This is a genomic window from Micromonospora sp. PRAS1 (assembly GCF_059553435.1).
Genome location: NZ_JCANNB010000001.1, coordinates 208,865 through 226,748 on the forward strand (window position 1 = coordinate 208,865; position 17,884 = coordinate 226,748).

Genomic DNA, 17,884 nt, shown 5'->3' on the forward strand with positions numbered 1-17,884 from the left:
TCACCATGCGCCAGCCGGCGTAGCCGGCGCTGCGGACGATGCCGGCTGACCGCCAGCACGATGAGCAGCACGGCACCGGCGAGGCAGCCGGCGGCCAGGGTCAGGCCGGACATCAGCCCACTCCGGCGGGTACGGCACCGAGGCGATCCGCCCAGAGCAGCCCGACCACCTGGAGGGCGACGGCGACGATCGCGCATCCGCCGCCGATCGGGGTGTGCAGCAGGACATCGAGCGGGTCCACGCCGATGCCGTAGCCGAGGCCGATGCCACCCAGGGGCAGGGCGGCCAGCAGCCAGGCGGTGGCCCGTGCCCCGGCCGCCTGAGCCGCCGCCGCAGCCAGTCCCCGGTCCGTCGACCGGGCGTCCGCCTCGATCCGCTCCACCAACTCCGCCAGCGGTGCGCCGGTCCGGTCGGCGAGTCGCACCGCGGCCTGGGCCAACCTCCCGGGACGGTCCGGCAGCGCCTCAGTATCGGAAGCTTTTTCGGTCTCGGTGCCCGCACCCCGCCCCGGCGGGGCAGCTCGGCTGGGCTCGGCGGCCGAATCGGTGCCGGCGCGCCGGTGAGGGTCGTCCGGCCCGTCCGGTCCCGGTGCGGACTCGCGCGGCCGAGTCTCGGCGGGCTCGGCGGACTCGGCGGGAATCGACGCCATCGGACCGCTGAGTCCGAGTCGTTCGGCGGCCACCGGGACCGGCAGCCCAGCCCGGAGGTCTGCGGCTAGGGCGCACAGCTGATCCAACCGGTCGCGGCGGTCCTGCGTCGCCCGAGCCGCCGCGCCGTGCCGCAGCAGCGCCCGTGCTCCCAGCGCGCCGTACCCACCGAGCGCGATCGCCGCCACCGTGCCGGCGAGCACCCCACCGAGCCCCGCGCCGAGCAACACGGTCAGCAACAGGGTGCGTCGGGGCCGAACCGACCATGTTGACTGTGGAGTTGGCACCGACGGATTTCCACGATGCGCCGACGTGGGCCGATCGGCCACCGGCCTGCCGAGTGTTGCGGCGGATGCGATGGAGGACGTGCCGACAACGAGGGCTGAGCTGCCCCGCCCGAGAACGGACGTGCCCGGCCCGAGAATGGGTGTGCCCGGCCTGGGGGCTGAGGTGCCGGAGCTGGCGGGTGCAGTGCCCAGCGTGCGGGCTGATGTGCGCGGACCGGAGGGTGCCGCGCCGAAGGCGGGGACCGGTGGGCGGCGGCTACCTCCCCAGCCGGGCGGCCGGGAGGCGGCCGGCGGGCCGGAATCGATCATCGGCGTACGCGGGCCGGATCGGCCTTGGGCGACGCAGGCAGCCGATAGGTGGGGTTCGGGTGTCTCCGCCGGCGCCTCGGCTACGCGCAACGCGACGACCCAGTCGACGAGGGGATCCTCGACGGCGCGTCGACCGGATCTCGCCACCAGCCAGTTGCGGACCGGCCACGCCGCGATGACCAGCAGCCCCAGCGAAGCCAGTGCCCACCAGTACCCGCCGCTCATGCCGGGCTCCCCGATTCCGGCCAGGGTTCGCAGAGGATCGGTGGCACCGGAACGTCCCGGTTTCGGATCAGGGTGCCGAGGGCCCGCGCCGCCAGGCCGATCCCACGGCCTCGGATCCAGGCGGGAACCGTCGTGACCAGCCGTTCCGGACCTTCCGGCAGCAGCAGGCAGATCGACTCCAGCATCCGTCCCTGTGGCGTACGGCGAATGTGGAACACCACCTGGAGGGCCGAGGCAAGTTGCGCGTGCAGCGCCGGACGCGGCAGCCCGCCGAGCATGCCGAGCGCCTCCAGTCGGGCCGGTACGTCCGACGGAGCATTGGCGTGCAGCGTCCCGGCACCACCGTCGTGACCCGTGTTGAGGGCGGCGAGGAGATCCACCACCTCCCCGCCTCGGCACTCGCCCACCACCAACCGGTCGGGACGCATCCGCAACGCCTGCCGGACCAGCTCGCTCAGACCGACCGCACCCGAGCCCTCGACGTTTACCGTGCGTGCCTGCAAACCGACCACGTGCGGATGCACCGGGCGCAGTTCGGCGGCATCCTCGACCAGCACGATCCGTTCGGTCGCCGGCACCATCCCGAGCAGCGTGTTCAGCAGGGTCGTCTTGCCGGAACCGGTGCCGCCGATCACCAGGTACGCGAGCCGGGCCGCGACCACCGCAGCGAGCACCGGTGCGACCGGCCGAGCCACGGCACCCTGCGCGACCAACTCGTCCAGGGTGAAGGGACGTTGCCGGAAGGTACGCAACGACAGGTACGGCCCGTCGGTCGCCACCGGAGGCAGTACGGCGTGCAGGCGCGTACCGTCGGCGAGTCGTGCGTCCGCGTACGGTGATCCGTCGTCCAGGCGGCGACCGGCGCCGGCGGTGAGTCGTTGCGCGAGCCGGCGGACGTCGTCCACGGTGCCGACGGGTACCGGGACCTGATGAAGTCCCTGCCCGCGATCGACCCAGACCCGGTTTCCGTTTACCAGCACGTCGGTCACCTCGGGGTCCACGAGCAGCGGGGCGAGCGGACCGGCACCCACCAGGTCGTCGCGTACCTGGTCGGCCATGCGCAGCAGGGCGGTGTCGCCGAGGACGGCGGCTTCGGACTCCGCGCGTACCGCGGAGACGATCGCGGCCGGGGTGACCGGCGTCGCGGCGGCGGCCATGCGTTGCCGCACGCGGGCGGCGAGCGTCTCCCCGGTCATGCGGCACCGGCCGAAGCCTGACCGGTCAGCTCGGCGACGATCCGCTGGCAGAGCTCGGCGAGTGGGCCCCGCCCGCTGGCGGCCGGCGCCTCGCCGCGCTCCAGCCCACGGCAGAGCGCCGGCTCCGGGCGCAGGGTGCCGGCCACCGGCAGGCCGAGGGCCCGGCCCACCTCGGCCGCGCGCAGCCGCCCAGGTGCCGGGCCCCGGACGATGACCGAGAGGTCATGACAGTGTGGTGCGGCGGTCGCGACCACCCGGGCCGCCGCAGCGGTCGCCCGCAGTTCGGCCGGCACCACCACGAAGACCCGGTCGGCCGCCTGGAGCGCGGTGACGGCCGCGTCGTCCAGCTGCCGGGGCAGGTCGACCACCACGAACTCCCGGCCACGCCGGGCGGCGTCCAGAGTGGCCGCCATCGCCTCGGCTGGTACGGCGAGCAGATCGCCACGGTCCCAGGAGAGGACCACCAGGTCGCCTCGGCTGGGCAGCGCCCGGACCAGGGCCGGGGCGTCTACCCGCCCGTCGGCACCGGTCAGGGCCGGCCACCGCAGCCCCTCCAGCTGCTCCCAGCCGAGCACCAGGTCGAGACCGCCACCGAGCGGGTCGGCATCGAGCAGGAGCGTACGCAGCCGGGCCCGGGCGGCGGTGACGGCGAGCCCGCCGGCCAGGATGCTCGCCCCGGCACCGCCCCGACCGCCCAGCACGGCGACGACCCGGGCCGTTGCCGCGCCGTCGACCACACATTCGGCGAACTGGTCGACCAGCCAGGGCTCGGCGGCCGGCAGAATGGCGACGTGCTCGGCGCCGAGCAGGTCGGCGACCTGCCACCCGGGTTCCATATCGCTGGCCCGCCCGACCAGCACCAGCCGGGACCGCCGGGGCAGCCGCGCCCGCAGGCAGGGCTGCGCCTGGTCGCTGCCGACGAGCACCAGCGGAGCGGGTTGCCAGCGGGTGCGGGCGGCTGCCGGGTCGGCGGCGACCTCCACCTCGACGCCTCCGGCGGCGGCGAGCCGGAGCAGGTCGTCGAGCAGGTCACCGTCGGCCGTGACGACCAATGGTGGTCGCCGGTGTGGCGGGACGGAGGTACGGGATGGCATCGCGGCCTCCAACGGTCGGCGCGGGTTCGCTGAGCCGAACCCTGCCGCCGGAGTCGCCGCCGACGCCGCCCCACATCGCTGATCTGTGGATAACCGAGGCAGTTGTGGACAACGCCCGCAACGCCTGTTGATCTGCTATGGACGGTCCTCGTCCATCGAGGTTGATTTCGGTCCCTACCAGGCATAGCGCAATGTGACACGCAACACGCATAATCGACGTCCTGTGCCGTCGGCGGAACGGCAACCCTCGCCGGATCGAGGTCATGAAGCACTCACCCGAGCACGATCCCCAGCACGACCATGCCCGCACCGAGCCACAGCTCCGGATCGGTCCGTGGCTGTCCAATCCGCACGCCAGCATGCCGCCACCCCGGCCGGCGCTGCCTGCGGCTCCGGCACAACCAGCGCTACCGGCGGCTCCGGTCGTCCGCGTGAGCCAGTCGCAGACACCACCCTCCGCCGTACGCCCGCCTTCGGTCGCCACCGACGAGCCGGCCCGTCACGGCGACGGCCGTACCTCGCACCGGTTGATGCTGGCCGGCGTCGCCGCCGCCGTACTCGGTCTCATACTCACAATGCTCTGGCCGGCGACGGAACCGCCGCCGGTAGTCGGCGCGGACGGGCCGGCCGGTTGGCTGGGCTCTTCGCCCGTCGGTCTGACGCCGGAGCCCGACAAGTCCTCCCCCGGTGGTGCGACGGCCTCGCCGTCCGCCGCGTCGTCGGTCGGCGGCGTCTCCTCCTCCCGCCCGGAGCGCCCCGGCCAGATCTCCGCGCCGGCGCGTTCCCCGTCGGCAGCACCGTCGCCGTCCCGGACCACCCCCGCGCCCAAGCCGAGTACGCCAAGCGCCCGCCCGACGCCGTCACCGTCGAAACCGGTAAAGGCACCCCCGACCACCCGACCCGCCCAGCCGCCGCAACTGGCACCGCTGCCACCCCGGCGCGAGCGCGACCTACGTTCGGTCGGCGGTGGCGCGGAGACCAGCATCGAGTTCGTCAACCTCAGGTCCCGCCCGGTGATCCTGTACTGGATCGACCACCAGGGCCGGCGCCGCCAGTACGCGGTCATCCAGCCGGGGCAGACCCACCGGCAGCACACGTACGTCGGCCACCCCTGGGTGGTGACGAACGGTCGAGGTCAAGCGCTCGTCTGCTTCGAACCGACCCCCACCCCGGCCCGCGCCGAGATCCGCTGAACGAAGCGTTCCTATGGGAAAGGGACGACCCCCGTCGGGGGGAGACGGGGGTCGTCGGGGGTTCGGCTCCGGGGGGGTCGAGCCGAACCCGCTCAGCGGTCACGGGGGGTGCAACCGCCGAGGGCCTGCGGGGGTTGTCCGGGATATGAGTGCTCGTCTTACGGACAAGTCTGCCTGAGCAGACCTGTGTACGTCGAGTGGTGTAGCCTCCACTCCCTGCGAATTCCGGTTCGGAGAGTGTGACCGCAGTCACTCTTCGCAGGCGCAGTGTGGGCCGGGCCGCAGGTCCAAGCGGTCTTCGGCCCCCGGGCACCCGCCGACGATAGACCATCGGGCTAGACTTTCGCGCCGTGGGCCGAAGTGCCGTTTTCTTCGATCTCGACAAGACCGTCATTGCCAAGTCGAGCGCCTTGGCGTTCGGCAGGCCGTTCTACCGGGACGGCCTGATCACTCGGCGTGACGTGGTCAAGTCGGCGTACGCGCAGCTGATGTTCCGGCTGGGCGGCACCGACGAGCAGACCATGGCCCGGACCCGGGACTACCTTGCCACGCTCTGTAAGGGGTGGCAGGTGGAGCAGGTCCGTCAGATCGTCGCGGAGACGCTGCACGAGCTGATCAACCCTTACGTGTACGCCGAGGCTGCCGCCCTGATCGAGGAGCACCAGGCGGCCGGCCGGGACGTCGTGCTGGTCTCCGCCTCGGGCGAGGAGATGGTGCGGCCGATTGGTGCCCTGCTCGGCATCACCGACGTGATCGCCACCCGGATGGGTGTGCTGGACGGTCGGTACAACGGCGAGGTCGAGTTCTACGCGGCCGGCCCGAGCAAGGTCGAGGCGGTAAGCGAGCTCGCCGCCGAGCGCGGGTACGACCTAGCCGACTCGTATGCGTACTCCGACTCGTACAGTGATCGGCCGTTGCTGGAGTGCGTGGGGCACCCGACGGTGGTCAACCCGGACCGGCAGCTGCGCCGGTTGGCCATGGAGAACGCCTGGCCGGTGCTGGAGTTCCGGCACCCGATCCCGCTGGGTCGGCGGCTACGGGAACGGCCCGCCGTCCCGGTCGCCGCAGCGGCGCTCGGGGTGGGCGTCGGCGTGGCGATCGGCATCGCCTGGTACGGCCGGCACCGCCGCCAGGTCCGCGCCAGCGCCACCCCGGCCTGACCCTCCCGCCAGCGCTACCCGGGCAGCCTTAGCGGCGACGCCCCGGCCTGAGCCACGCCGCCGGACTGGCCCGTCGGCCGCCGCCGCAGACCGTCAGCTGGTGGCCAGCACCTCGTCGCCGATCAGCCTGAGCTGGTCGGCACCCACCTCGATGGCGGCCATGTAGTGGCGTAGCCAGGAGCGCAGGCCGTCCGGGGTGCCGGTGGCGAAGGCGCCGGCCGCACCCACGTACTCCGGTTCCCGCTCGCGGTGGCCGACATCGACGGCGAGCAACCCACGCGGGTCGAACCCGCTGGAGAGCAGGACCAGGCGGGCCGCGCCCCGGGCCACCACGCCGGAGGGTCCGGCGAACGGGCGCAGGTTAAGCAACTCCCCGTGTACGACGGCGGCCAGCACCAGCGGGGCGACCTTCGTGCCGCCGGCCGCCAGCTGGGCCAGGCCGTCCAGCCGGGAGGCGACCACCGGATCGTCGACCGGCCGGCCCAGTTCGGCCTCGGCGACCAGGTCCCGGGCGGCGAGTACGTGTAGTTTCGCCAACGCCTGCCGGGGTGCCTTCGGCCAGAGATCGCTCAACCCGGGCAGCGCACCGGCGACCCGCAGGGCGCCTTGCAGCACGGGCTCGGTGACGGTGCCGGCGCGTACCGCCTCCCGCTCGTGGACGCGGCCTTCCAGGGCGGCGCTGGCCACCGCGGACCGCAGGCTCACCTCGGCGGCGACCTGACCTCCGTGCCGGCGCAGCGCGCGGTGGCCGAGGGCCTGGTCGAAGCGGGTACGGGCCTGCTCGACGGCGTCGGCGACGTCGGCGAGCGCGAGCAGGGGCGCGAGCGGGTCGGTCGTCACCCTGTCACGCTAGCGACCGTACCGCCCGGCCCGAGCACGAGTCACCGGCGACGCGACACACCCCACCATCTCCGACGTGTGCCGGCAGCCGCTGGACGCGCGCTGGCAGCCGCCGTGCGGTGTTAATAAGGGGCCCTTCCTCTACACGAGGCGTTAATAAGGTGCCCTTCCTTACATCTTGGCGCTCGGGAGGGGCCGTTGGGCGACGGGGGCGGGAGGGTTCGGTCGCCTCGGTCGTTCGCCCCGGCTAACCTGCCCGGAGGAGACGCAGGTCACCCCCGAGCGACGAGGAGATCACGGCATGAGCGAGGCATTGGCCAATCTGCTGAACGAGACGCGCCAGTTCCCGCCGCCGGCCGAACTCGCCGCCGCCGCCAACGTCACCGCCGACGCGTACGCCGAGGCCGAGACCGACCGGCTGGCCTTCTGGGAGAGTCAGGCCGGGCGACTGAGTTGGGCGAAGCAGTGGGACCAGGTGCTGGACTGGTCGAATCCGCCGTTCGCGAAGTGGTTCGTCGGTGGGCAGCTGAACGTGGCGTACAACTGTCTCGACCGGCACGTCGAGGCCGGCCGGGGCGACAAGGTGGCGATCCACTGGGAGGGCGAGCCCGGCGACACCCGCACCATCACCTACGCCGAGCTGCACCAGCTGACCTGTCAGGCGGCGAACGCGCTCACCGACCTGGGGGTGGTCGCCGGCGACCGGGTGGCGATCTACCTGCCGATGATCCCGGAGGCGGCGGTCGCGATGCTGGCCTGCGCCCGGATCGGCGCCACCCATAGCGTGGTCTTCGGCGGTTTCTCGGCCGAGTCGCTCACCAACCGGATCCAGGACGCCTCGGCCAAGGTGGTGATCACCGCCGACGGTGGTTACCGGCGCGGCAAGCCGTCCGCGTTGAAGCCGACGGTGGACGAGGCGGTGGCGAGCTGCCCGTCGGTCGAGCACGTCCTGGTGGTCCGCCGCACCGGCGAGGAGGTTGCCTGGTCGGCGAAGGACCACTGGTGGCACGAGACGGTGGAGCCGGCGTCGACCGAGCACACCGCCGAGGCGTTCGACGCCGAGCACCCGCTCTTCATCCTCTACACCAGCGGCACCACGGCCCGCCCGAAGGGCATCCTGCACACCACCGGCGGCTACCTGACCCAGGCGGCATACACGTCGTACGCGGTCTTCGACCTGAAGCCGGAGACCGACGTCTACTGGTGCACCGCCGACATCGGCTGGGTGACCGGCCACTCCTACATCGTCTACGGCCCGCTGGCCAACGGCGTGACCCAGGTGATGTACGAGGGCACCCCGGACACCCCGCACAAGGGACGGTTCTGGGAGATCGTCGACAAGTACCGGGTCACCATCCTCTACACCGCCCCGACCCTGATCCGGACGATGATGAAGTGGGGCGAGGACATTCCCGCCGGCTTCGACCTCTCCTCGTTGCGGCTGCTCGGCAGCGTCGGTGAGCCGATCAACCCGGAGGCGTGGATCTGGTACCGGCAGCACGTCGGGCGGGGCGAACTGCCGATCGTGGACACCTGGTGGCAGACCGAGACCGGCAGCATGATGATCTCGCCGCTGCCGGGGGTGACCGCCGCCAAGCCCGGTTCGGCGATGACGCCGCTGCCCGGCATCGTCGCCGACGTGGTCGACGACCAGGGCCAGTCGGTGCCGAACGGTGGCGGGGGCTACCTGGTGCTGCGCGAGCCGTGGCCGTCGATGCTGCGCACCATCTGGGGTGACGACAACCGGTTCATCGAGACGTACTGGTCCCGGTTCGGCTCGGGCGCGAGCGGCAACGCCGACGACCCGTGGATCTACTTCGCCGGTGACGGGGCGAAGAAGGACGACGACGGGCACATCTGGCTGCTCGGCCGGGTGGACGACGTGATGCTGGTGTCGGGGCACAACATCTCCACCACCGAGGTGGAGTCGGCGTTGGTCTCGCATCCGTCGGTGGCCGAGGCGGCGGTGGTCGGTGCCACCGATCCGACCACCGGCCAGGCGATCGTCGCGTTCGCCATCCCGCGCGGCACGGCCGACATCTCCGGCGAGGCCGGCGAGCAGCTAATCGCGGACCTGCGCGCGCACGTCGCGAAGACGCTCGGGCCGATCGCGAAGCCCCGGCAGATCATGCTAGTGCCGGAGCTGCCGAAGACCCGGTCGGGCAAGATCATGCGTCGGCTGCTGCGGGACGTGGCGGAGAACCGTTCGCTTGGTGACGTGACCACGTTGCAGGACTCCTCCGTGATGGAGCTGATCGCTTCCGGCATGGGTGGCGGCAAGTCCGACGAGGACTGACGGCAGGCGTACGACCCGACGGGTGACGGTCCGCACGGACCGTCACCCGTCGCCGTGTCGGCTGGCGGGTCCGGAAACAAACCAGCACCAAATCGACGCGGACCCCTTCCCACCAGCCTCACTAGTGCCTAGGTTCACCAGTGGCCCCATTTGCGGAGGCCATTTCACCGGTCCACAACCCCCGATGGGCCGGTTCCCTCGATCCGGAGGTACCACGTGCGGAAAGTCGCAGTGGGTCTGCTCGGGCTCTCGTTGACGGCGACAGGTCTGACGGTCGGCGCATCCGCCGCCGCCGCGCCGATGGCGGAGCCGCCGGCTGCCGCCCCGTCGGTCGCCGAGCCCGCCCACGCCGAACACGACCTGCCGAACCCGCTGGAGGAGAAGCGTCGCGCCCTGCGTCAGGAGGGCCTGAGCGAGGTGCTCTCGGGCCGCGCGAAGCCGGAGCGGATCAACGGCAGCACGGTGGTCAAGGTCGGTGACCGGGCCGTCCGTGGCGGCAAGGCCGGTCGCGACGCCAAGACCACCAAGGGCGGCAAGGGTCCCACCGAGAGGCAGTACGTCGAGCTGTCCAGGGAACGGACCGACCAGATCTTCGTCATCCTCGCCGAGTTCGGCGACGAGCGGCACCCGGACTACCCCGACCAGGACACCGACCCGGATGTTCCCGGCCCGGCGCGGTTCGACGGGCCGTTGCACAACGAGATTCCGGAGCCGGACCGGCGGGTGGACAACTCCACCGTCTGGCAGCCGGACTACGACGCCGAGCACTACCGGAAGCTCTACTTCGGCACCGGGCCCGGCGACGAATCGGTGAAGCAGTACTACGAGGCCCAGTCCTCGGGCCGCTACAGCGTCGACGGCGTGGTCACCAACTGGGTGACTGTCGACTACAACCAGGCCCGGTACGGTCGCTCCAACGGCTACCCGTGCGGCGACATCGTCTGCTCCAACGTCTGGGCGCTGGTGCGGGACGCGGCCAACAAGTGGGTCGCCGGCCAGCAGGCCGCCGGCCGTACCGACGAGGAGATCGCCGCCGACGTGCGGGCGATGGACCAGTGGGACCGGTACGACCACGACGGCGACGGTGACTTCAACGAGCCGGACGGCTACATCGACCACTTCCAGATCGTGCACGCCGGTGGTGACATGGCCGACGGTGACCCGATCTACGGCGAGGACGCCATCTGGAGCCACCGCTGGTACGCGTACGCCTCCGACCAGGGGCGTACCGGCCCGACGAACTTCCCGGCCGGCGGTACCCAGATCGGTGACACCGGCGTCTGGATCGGCGACTACACCATCCAGCCGGAGAACGGCGGGCGCAGCGTCTTCTACCACGAGTACGCCCACGACCTCGGCCTGCCGGACGACTACAACGTGATCAGCGGCGGCGACAACAACAACGAGCACTGGACCCTGATGGCCCAGAGCCGGCTCGGCGCCAAGAACGACGGCGGCATCGGCGAGCGCGGTGGCGACCTGGGCGCCTGGAACAAGCTCCAGCTCGGCTGGCTCGACTACGAGGTGATCGTGGCCGGGCAGAAGCGCACCCTGGTCCTCGGACCGCAGGAGTACAACACCAAGGAGGCCCAGGCCGCCGTGGTGGTGCTGCCCGAACGGGAGTACACCTTCGACAACGGCGCGCCGTTCGAGGGCGGCAGGCAGTTCTTCTCCGGCAACGCCGACGACCTGAACAGCACCCTGACCCGGACGTTCGACCTGGCCGGGAAGTCGTCGGCGGCGCTGTCGCTCAAGGGCCGCTACAGCATCGAGGAGGAGTACGACTACCTCTTCTTCGAGACCTCGACCGACGGTGGGCAGACCTGGACGCCGCAGCCCGGCACGGTCGACGGCAAGCCGTTGAAGGAGATCTCTCCCGGCCGGTACGCGCTGGACGGCAGCTCGGACGACGAGTGGGTGGACATCGTGATCCCGCTGGACGCGGTGGTCGGCAACCAGGTCGGCTTCCGGCTGCGCTACCAGACCGACGGCGCGGTCTCCGAGGGCGGCTTCTTCGGTGACGCGATCACCCTGACCGCCGACGGCGAGACCGTCTTTACCGACGGTGCCGAGGACGGCGGGGCGGGCTGGACGCTGGCTGGCGGCTTCGAGGTGGTCGAGGAGAGCTACACCCGCAGCTTCGCGAACTACTACATCGCGGGCACCCGGCAGTACATCTCGTACGACAAGTACCTCAAGACCGGCCCGTACTTCTTCGGGTACGCCGACAGCAAGCCGGACTACGTGGACCACTACCCGTACCAGGAGGGTCTGCTGATCTCGTACTGGAACACCCGGTGGGCGGACAATGACACGTTCGCGCACCCGGGCGAGGGCCGGAACCTGATCATCGACTCGCGCCCCCGGCCGATCTACAACCTGACCGGCCAGCCCTGGCGGGCCCGGATCCAGGTCTACGACGCGCCGTTCAGCCTCAAGAAGGCGGACTCGTTCACGCTGCACCTGAACAGCCAGCCGCAGTACATCCGCGGTCAGGCCGCACAGCCGCTCTTCGACGACACCAAGCAGTACTGGTTCCCGGAACTGCCGAACCACGGCGTCAAGCTCCCGGCCACCGGCACCAAGATCCAGGTGATGAAGCAGAACGGCATTTACACAACGGTCCGGTTCTCCTGAGCCGCTGAGCGACCGACGATGCCCCGGGCAGGTGACCTGCCCGGGGCATCGCGCGCCGGGCGAGCAGCACCGGGGTCATAGGCTGTCGGTCATGACCGAGCAGCGCGGCGGTGCCGTCGACGAGTCCTGTGTCCTCACCGAGGGGCCGTGGACGCACCGGTTCGTCGGCGCCAACGGCAGCCGGTTCCACGTCGTGGAGGCCGGCACCGGGCCGATGGTGCTCTTCCTGCACGGCTTCCCCGAGCACTGGTGGGCCTGGCATCAGCTGCTTCCCGCAGTCGCCGACGCCGGCTTCCGCGCCGTCGCCGTCGACCTGCGCGGCTACGGTGCCAGCGACAAACCACCCCGGGGGTACGACGGTTACACCCTCGCCGCCGACGTGGCCGGGATGATCCGGGCCCTGGGTGAGCGGTCGGCGACAGTGGTCGGCACCGGCGCCGGCGGCCTGATCGCCTGGACCGTGGCATCGTTCCACCCCACGCTGGTACGCCGGCTGGTGGTGCTCGGCGCCCCGCACCCGCTGCGACTACGCGCGGCGATCTTCGCCGATCCGCGCGGCCAGTTCGCCGCCGCCACGCCCACGTTGAAGTTCCAGTTGCCCCGCTACGAGCACGTCCTCACCCGGGACGAGGGCCGGGCGGTGGAGGAGATCCTGCGCCGCTGGGGCGGCCCGCGCTGGGTCGCCAGCCCGGACTTCGCCGGATACGCGCAGCGCTACCGGGAAGCCATCCGGATCCCGCAGGCGGCGTTCTGCGCGCTGGAGGGCTACCGGTGGGCGTTCCGGTCGGTGCTGCGGCTACACGGCTACCGGTTCGTCAAGTTGATGCAGCGCCCGCTGATCACACCCACCCTGCAACTGCACGGCGCGCTGGACGAGGCGTCCCTGCCGCGTACCGCCCAGGGCTCGGGTCGCTACGTCAGTGCCGCGTACGAGTGGCGGCTGCTCGACGACGTCGCGCACTTTCCGCACCTGGAGGCGCCGGAGCTGGTGTTGGGCGAGGTGCTGCGCTGGGCGAAGTCGTGAACCCGGCCGGCGATGACGCAGGATTCAGACCCGCTGCTCGCGCAGGTCGGTGACCTCGGTGACGGGTGCCCAGCCCTGGTAGACGCCGAAGTCGAAGGCCTCCAGGCGCATCGCCTGGGCGACCGGCCAGCGGCCACCGGTGTACTCGACCCGTAGCCAGCCCTCGTGCTCGCCGAGCACGATGAACGGCTGGCCCTGCCAGGTGCAGGTCGTCCGCACGTACGCCAGTTCCTCGATCTCGGCGGTCGGGACGACCCGCACGTACCGGCCGGGTCGCACCTCGACGAAACCGTCGCCCGGCTCCGACCGGTAGAGCCGGGTCTCACCGCCGTCCGGGCTGGCCGGGTACTCCCGGCCCTGCCAACGGGCCACGTAGCCGTCGCGCATCACTGCTCACCGACCCGTTGCCAGGAGACGGTGTCCACGTCGAGGACGGCGACCAGGCGTTCCGTCCCGTCCGCGCCGAGGCGCAGCAGCTGGGCGTTGTGCGGCAGCCGGACGCTGTCCACCTTGAACTCGGCCAGCACGTCGCTGCTCTCGCCGGGCGCGAAGCCGTTGCCCCGGAACGGTGGGCGCTCGATGACCCAGCCCTCCATGGCCCGCATGGCGGCCTCGTTCTGCCCGCCGTACGGGATCCGGTAGAGGCTCGGCCGGTACGCGGGCCAGCGCAGCACGTAGATCTCGTCGGCGTCGGGGGCGAACGGTGATTCGGAGTGGTTCAGGCCGAGCGCGCGGTACAGCTGGGCCGGGGTGGTGAGGTGGGCCAACTCGGTCGCCCGGTGTACGAAACCGGAGACCCGGTCGTAGCCCCGTTCCAGGTAGTAGCCGAGCTGGCTCGGCGCGATCGCCTTCTGCATCACGATCGGCCGCGCCGGGTCGGCGGAGGCTGTGGACTTCCGTTGACCGCTTGCCGGCGCGGGCGGCTCGGCGCTCGGCTCGGGCTCGCTCTCGGGATCGTCGCCCAGACCCAGCTCGGTCGCCCAGTTCGCCAGCCCGACGATCTGCTCACCGGGCAGCTTCGCCCCGACCGGCGTACCGGGATTGACAGCGAACGACCACGACGGGTCGGGCCATTGGCGGATCAGCTGGACGAAGCGAACCTGGACCGTGTCGGCGGCCGGGTCGGTGTGGTCGGCGAAACGCTGCGGCGAGGTGTAGCCCAGGACGAAGGTCTGGCCGTCCAGCTGCACGGCCGGCCAGACGAACCCCGGCTCGCCGGGCCGGCTGCCCGGCGCGGAGTCGGCGGCCACCGGCATCAGGACCCGGGCCAGCAGCAGTGTGGACAGGAACGTGTCGGTGTTGCCGGCGTCCGCCGCGCTGAGTAGTTCCTCTTCCACCTCGTTGGCCGGCTGGAAATCGGGAACGACGACGACCGTCTGCTCCGCCGCCACCACCGGCTGAGTCGGTACGGTGGGCTCCGCCTGCCCGGCGGTGGCCGGTCCGGGCGCCACCGGCGAGATCGGTACCGTCGGCTCAGCTCGCACATCCGCCGTCGGCACGGGCGCGACCGGCGAGATCGGCACCGTCGGCTCGGACGCTACCGGCGGGATCGACACCGTCGGCTCGGACGCTACCGGCGGGATCGACACCGTCGGCTCGGACGCTACCGGCGGGATCGACACCGTCGACTCGGACGCGACCGGCACCGTCGGCTCCGCCCGCACCCCGGCCGGCGTTTCCGGTGCCGCCGGTGAGATCGACACGGTCGGCTCTGCCTGCGCACCGACCGTCGGCGCGGGCTTGATCGGCACGGTCGGCTCCGGCTCGACCCGCGGGTCGGGCGTGGTCCGTTCGGCCCCGGTGAGCAGGTCGGTCGGCGACAGGAAACCGGCGCGCCCGGGTGCCGGCCGGCCGGGGTCGCCGCTCGCCGCGTCGGCGGGCAGCGTACCGGCCGGTGGCGGGTCCAGCGGCCGGTCAACCTCGGGCTGACCCGCCCGGCTCTCTCCGGCGGCCGGCTGGCTGCGCTCCTCCGTGGTCGGTGCCGTGCTCAGGTCCCGGGCCTCGATGATGGTGCCCTCGATGACGATCGGCGTGAAACCGCGCCGCGTCGCGGGCGGGCCGGAGACCGGCTCCGCGATCGACGGTGGCGCTTCCTCCACGTCCTCTGTCGGCCGGCGGCGCGGCAGTGCCTGGGTCGCCTCCGCGTCAGGGTGGTCCACATTCGGCGAGGGCGTCCAGCCGGCCAGCCCCAGCGGGCGGGTCGGGTCCGACGCCGAACCGGCCTGCGACGGCAGCGGCTGAGTCGCTTCCCCGCCCGGGCCCGGCCGCGCCGCATTCTCGGGCCGGTCGTTGCCAGACAGGTCGTTGCCAGGTCGGTCGTCGTCGGTGAAGACGAAGGCCCGCGGCTCACCCGCGCCGGGCGGCTTGGCGGCCGGCCCGCGTCGTGGAAACGGCTGCCCACCTCGGCCGAATCGGGACGGCGGGGTGGCCCGATCAGCAAGCCGGTCGCTACGCGGGGCCGGCCTTCCGGCCGCCGGTTCGAAGAACGACCGTCGGACCGGTTGATCGACGCCGGGCTCAGCGGGACGACCGTTGGTCGGCGGCCCGGGTTGTTCGGGTGCTGCCGGCCAGCCCCGCTCCGGAGCGCCGGCCTCCTCGTTACGCAGCGGCATCGGTCGACGCGGCGGCGGGCTGCCGGGGCTCTCCGGCCGCACGCCCCCGAACGGCGTGCCCATGCCGGCAGGTCGAGCCGCTCCCTTGGCCTCCGGCCGGTCGCCACCGAACGTAGCCGGACGGCCACCTTCGGCCGGGTGCGGGCCGTCCGGAGCGAGCCGGCCGCCGCCCGGCTGCCCCGGTGGCGGGCCAGCGGGACGCCCTCGGTGGGGGGCGGCGAGCGTACTCGGTGCCACCGGCACCTCGGGAAGGTTGAAGGCTGCGGGAACCACCGGCGGCGGCGCGAGGTTCGGGCCCACGTCGGCCTGGCGTCGGGTCGGGGTGGCCGGTGCGGCGGTGGCCGCCGGACCGGTCTCACGCGACCGGTTCAGCGCCTCGACGCGTTCCAGCCGGGCACGGGCACCCACCGTCCGGCCGGGCAGCCGCACGTCGCCACGGGACAGTTGCGAGACGTACCAGGCGGGCAGGTAGCCCTCGATGGGCAGGCCCGGATTGACCGCCAGCCACCATTCGTGATTCGGCCAGTTCGCCGCCAGCTCCGGGTAGCCGATGCGGCGGTTGGGCCCGACGTGGTCACCGAGACAGGCCCGGATCGCCTCGATGGAGGTGAAGGCCAGTACGTGGGTGCGACCACCGGTGGTCCAGGTGCCCCAACCCGCCGGTGCGTGACCCGCCGGCGTCTGGGCCGAGATCGGCAACAGCAGCTCGACGCGGGACAGGATGCGAAAGTAAAGCTGCTGGTCGTTGCTGCGCAGCGCGTCCCGCATTGCCGCCTCAGCCTCGGTGGCCGGCTCCCAGTCGGTCACGGCCACCCCTCCTCCCGGGCAAAGGCCATAGGTATCGGTTACAACCTACAAGGTGACCCCAAGATCACAATGCCACCCCGGCGGCGGCACGCCAGGTGAGCCGGGAGCAGATAACATCCCGTTTCGGTGTCGCCACGATACGGAGGCGGTCGATGTCCCGGTGCAGTGCTCGCCTGCTTCTCGTGGGTCTGGCCGCCGCCCTACTGGCCGGCCCGACGCCCAGCGCGCCGACCCAGCTCAGCGGGCCGATTCAGCCCAGCGCGCCGACCCAGCTCAGCGCGCCGACCCCCCAGCTCAGCGGGCCGATTCAGGCCAGCGGGCCGCTCCAACTGGTCGGCGCGCGGAGCGATCCACACTGTGCGTCCTCACCACCCGCTCCGGTCCGGCCGGTCTCCGCCGTCCCCTGGCCCCAGCAGCGGTACGCCCCGCAGCGGCTGGCACCCCTGGCGACCGGATCGGGAGTGACCGTGGCGGTGGTCGACTCGGGCGTGGACCGGCGACACCCGCAGCTCGCCGGGCGGGTGCTGACCGGCACCGACCTGCTCGACAGGGGCGGCGACGGGACCCTGGACTGTGTCGGCCACGGCACCGGCGTGGCGAGCATCATCGCCGCCGTACCGCGCGACGGCATCGCCTTCCGTGGGTTGGCACCGGACGCCCGGATCCTGCCGGTACGCGTCAGTGAGCAGCAGGTCGTGGACGGCCGGGGTTCGGGGCGTACGGTCGGCCCGGACGATCTCGCCCAGGCGATCCGCTGGGCGGTGGAGAACGGTGCCGACGTGCTCAACCTTTCCGTCGTGCTGTACGCCGACCATCCGGCGGTACGGGCGGCGATCGCCGACGCGGTCGCGCAGGACGTGGTGGTGGTCGCCGCCGCCGGCAACCTGCACGGCAGCGGGGACCCGCGCCCCTATCCAGCCGCGTACGACGGGGTGCTCGGGGTTGGCGCTGTGGGCGCGGACGGGATGCGAGCCGACTTCTCCCAGGCCGGTTCCTATCTCGACCTGGTCGCCCCCGGCACCGACGTGCTGATCGCGGCTCCGGGTCGGGGGCACCACCGGGCCGAGGGGACCAGCTATGCCGCGCCCTTCGTCTCCGCCACCGCGGCGCTGCTGCGCCAGTACCGTCCGGAGCTGACCGCCGCCGAGGTCGCCGCCCGGATCGTCGCGACCACCGACCCGGCGCCCGAGGGCGGGTACGGCGCGGGCGTGCTCAACCCGTACCGGGCGGTCACCGAGTCCAGTGGCGTGCCGAAGCCGGCCGGACCGGCCGGCGCGCTCGCCGACGAGCGGGTCGATCCGGCGCTGCTCGCGCAGCAGGCCCGGCGGGTCGACGCCCGGCAGCGAGCGGTCTGGCTGGCAGTCGCCGGTGTGCTGGTGGCGGCCGGCATCGCGATGGCGGCCGTGGTGGTGCCCGCCGGTGCTCGCCGCCGCTGGCGTCCCGCCGACCCGCACTAGAGCAGACCCGGGCTGAGCAGACCCGCACTAGAGCAGACCGGCGCTAGAGCAGACCGGCGCCGAGAGACCGGTGCTGAGAGACCGGTGCTGAGTACGCCGG

General features: G+C 72.3%; 11 protein-coding genes and 1 pseudogene. 6 read left to right on the forward strand and 6 right to left on the reverse strand.

The window, feature by feature from the left end; translation table 11 throughout:
• Positions 1-112: 112 nt before the first annotated feature.
• From AC507J_RS00995 to ssd, 3 genes and pseudogenes are all read right to left on the reverse strand, one after another.
• Positions 113-439: pseudogene (locus tag AC507J_RS00995) on the reverse strand (hypothetical protein); the annotation flags it as partial.
• Between the two features lie 1,025 nt (positions 440-1,464).
• On the reverse strand, positions 1,465-2,664 hold the full coding sequence (locus AC507J_RS01000; protein WP_496287113.1) for a TadA family conjugal transfer-associated ATPase: 1,200 nt from the start codon (positions 2,662-2,664) through the stop codon (positions 1,465-1,467).
• Positions 2,661-3,758 (reverse strand): septum site-determining protein Ssd, encoded by a 1,098-nt coding sequence (ssd, locus tag AC507J_RS01005; RefSeq protein ID WP_496287114.1) that lies wholly within the window; start codon positions 3,756-3,758, stop codon positions 2,661-2,663. The genes AC507J_RS01000 and ssd overlap by 4 nt, the downstream gene beginning before the upstream one ends.
• Positions 3,759-4,189: 431 nt before the next feature.
• Between ssd and AC507J_RS01010 the strand changes: the two genes are divergently transcribed.
• Positions 4,190-4,951 (forward strand): VHL beta domain-containing protein, encoded by a 762-nt coding sequence (locus AC507J_RS01010; protein ID WP_496287115.1) that lies wholly within the window; start codon positions 4,190-4,192, stop codon positions 4,949-4,951.
• Positions 4,952-5,301: 350 nt separating this feature from the next.
• On the forward strand, positions 5,302-6,111 hold the full coding sequence (locus tag AC507J_RS01015) for an HAD family hydrolase (protein ID WP_496287116.1): 810 nt from the start codon (positions 5,302-5,304) through the stop codon (positions 6,109-6,111).
• 93 nt (positions 6,112-6,204) lie between these two features.
• Here AC507J_RS01015 and AC507J_RS01020 read toward each other — a convergent pair whose 3' ends face one another.
• A complete protein-coding gene (locus AC507J_RS01020) occupies positions 6,205-6,951 on the reverse strand; it encodes a Fic family protein (RefSeq protein ID WP_496287117.1) in 747 nt (248 codons plus the stop codon).
• 301 nt (positions 6,952-7,252) lie between these two features.
• On the opposite strand from AC507J_RS01020, the gene acs reads away from it, so the two are divergent.
• The 3 genes from acs (at position 7,253) to AC507J_RS01035 (ending at position 12,908) form a co-directional block, all read left to right on the forward strand.
• Positions 7,253-9,247, forward strand: coding sequence for an acetate--CoA ligase (acs, locus tag AC507J_RS01025; protein WP_496287118.1), 1,995 nt, complete (start codon positions 7,253-7,255; stop codon positions 9,245-9,247).
• 231 nt (positions 9,248-9,478) lie between these two features.
• Positions 9,479-11,884, forward strand: coding sequence for an immune inhibitor A domain-containing protein (locus tag AC507J_RS01030; RefSeq protein WP_496287363.1), 2,406 nt, complete (start codon positions 9,479-9,481; stop codon positions 11,882-11,884).
• Between the two features lie 91 nt (positions 11,885-11,975).
• Positions 11,976-12,908, forward strand: a complete 933-nt coding sequence (locus AC507J_RS01035) for an alpha/beta fold hydrolase (protein WP_496287119.1) — start codon at positions 11,976-11,978, stop codon at positions 12,906-12,908.
• Between the two features lie 24 nt (positions 12,909-12,932).
• Here the strand turns inward: AC507J_RS01035 and AC507J_RS01040 are convergent, their stop codons facing one another.
• Positions 12,933-13,298, reverse strand: a complete 366-nt coding sequence (locus tag AC507J_RS01040; RefSeq protein WP_496287120.1) for a UCP033725 family protein — start codon at positions 13,296-13,298, stop codon at positions 12,933-12,935.
• Positions 13,295-16,327: an SseB family protein gene (locus tag AC507J_RS01045; RefSeq protein ID WP_496287121.1), complete on the reverse strand. Its 3,033-nt coding sequence runs from the start codon at positions 16,325-16,327 to the stop codon at positions 13,295-13,297. The genes AC507J_RS01040 and AC507J_RS01045 overlap by 4 nt, the downstream gene beginning before the upstream one ends.
• A gap of 152 nt (positions 16,328-16,479) precedes the next feature.
• Here AC507J_RS01045 and mycP point away from each other — a divergent pair, with 152 nt between their 5' ends.
• Positions 16,480-17,784, forward strand: a complete 1,305-nt coding sequence (gene mycP / locus AC507J_RS01050) for a type VII secretion-associated serine protease mycosin (RefSeq protein ID WP_496287122.1) — start codon at positions 16,480-16,482, stop codon at positions 17,782-17,784.
• Positions 17,785-17,884: the final 100 nt, after the last annotated feature.

Coding starts and splice junctions, on each gene's coding strand:
- AC507J_RS01000 (WP_496287113.1), bottom strand. CDS start 2,664: ATGACCGGGGAGACGCTCGCCGCCCGCGTGCGGCAACGCATGGCCGCC.
- ssd (WP_496287114.1), bottom strand. CDS start 3,758: ATGCCATCCCGTACCTCCGTCCCGCCACACCGGCGACCACCATTGGTC.
- acs (WP_496287118.1), top strand. CDS start 7,253: ATGAGCGAGGCATTGGCCAATCTGCTGAACGAGACGCGCCAGTTCCCG.
- AC507J_RS01035 (WP_496287119.1), top strand. CDS start 11,976: ATGACCGAGCAGCGCGGCGGTGCCGTCGACGAGTCCTGTGTCCTCACC.
- mycP (WP_496287122.1), top strand. CDS start 16,480: ATGTCCCGGTGCAGTGCTCGCCTGCTTCTCGTGGGTCTGGCCGCCGCC.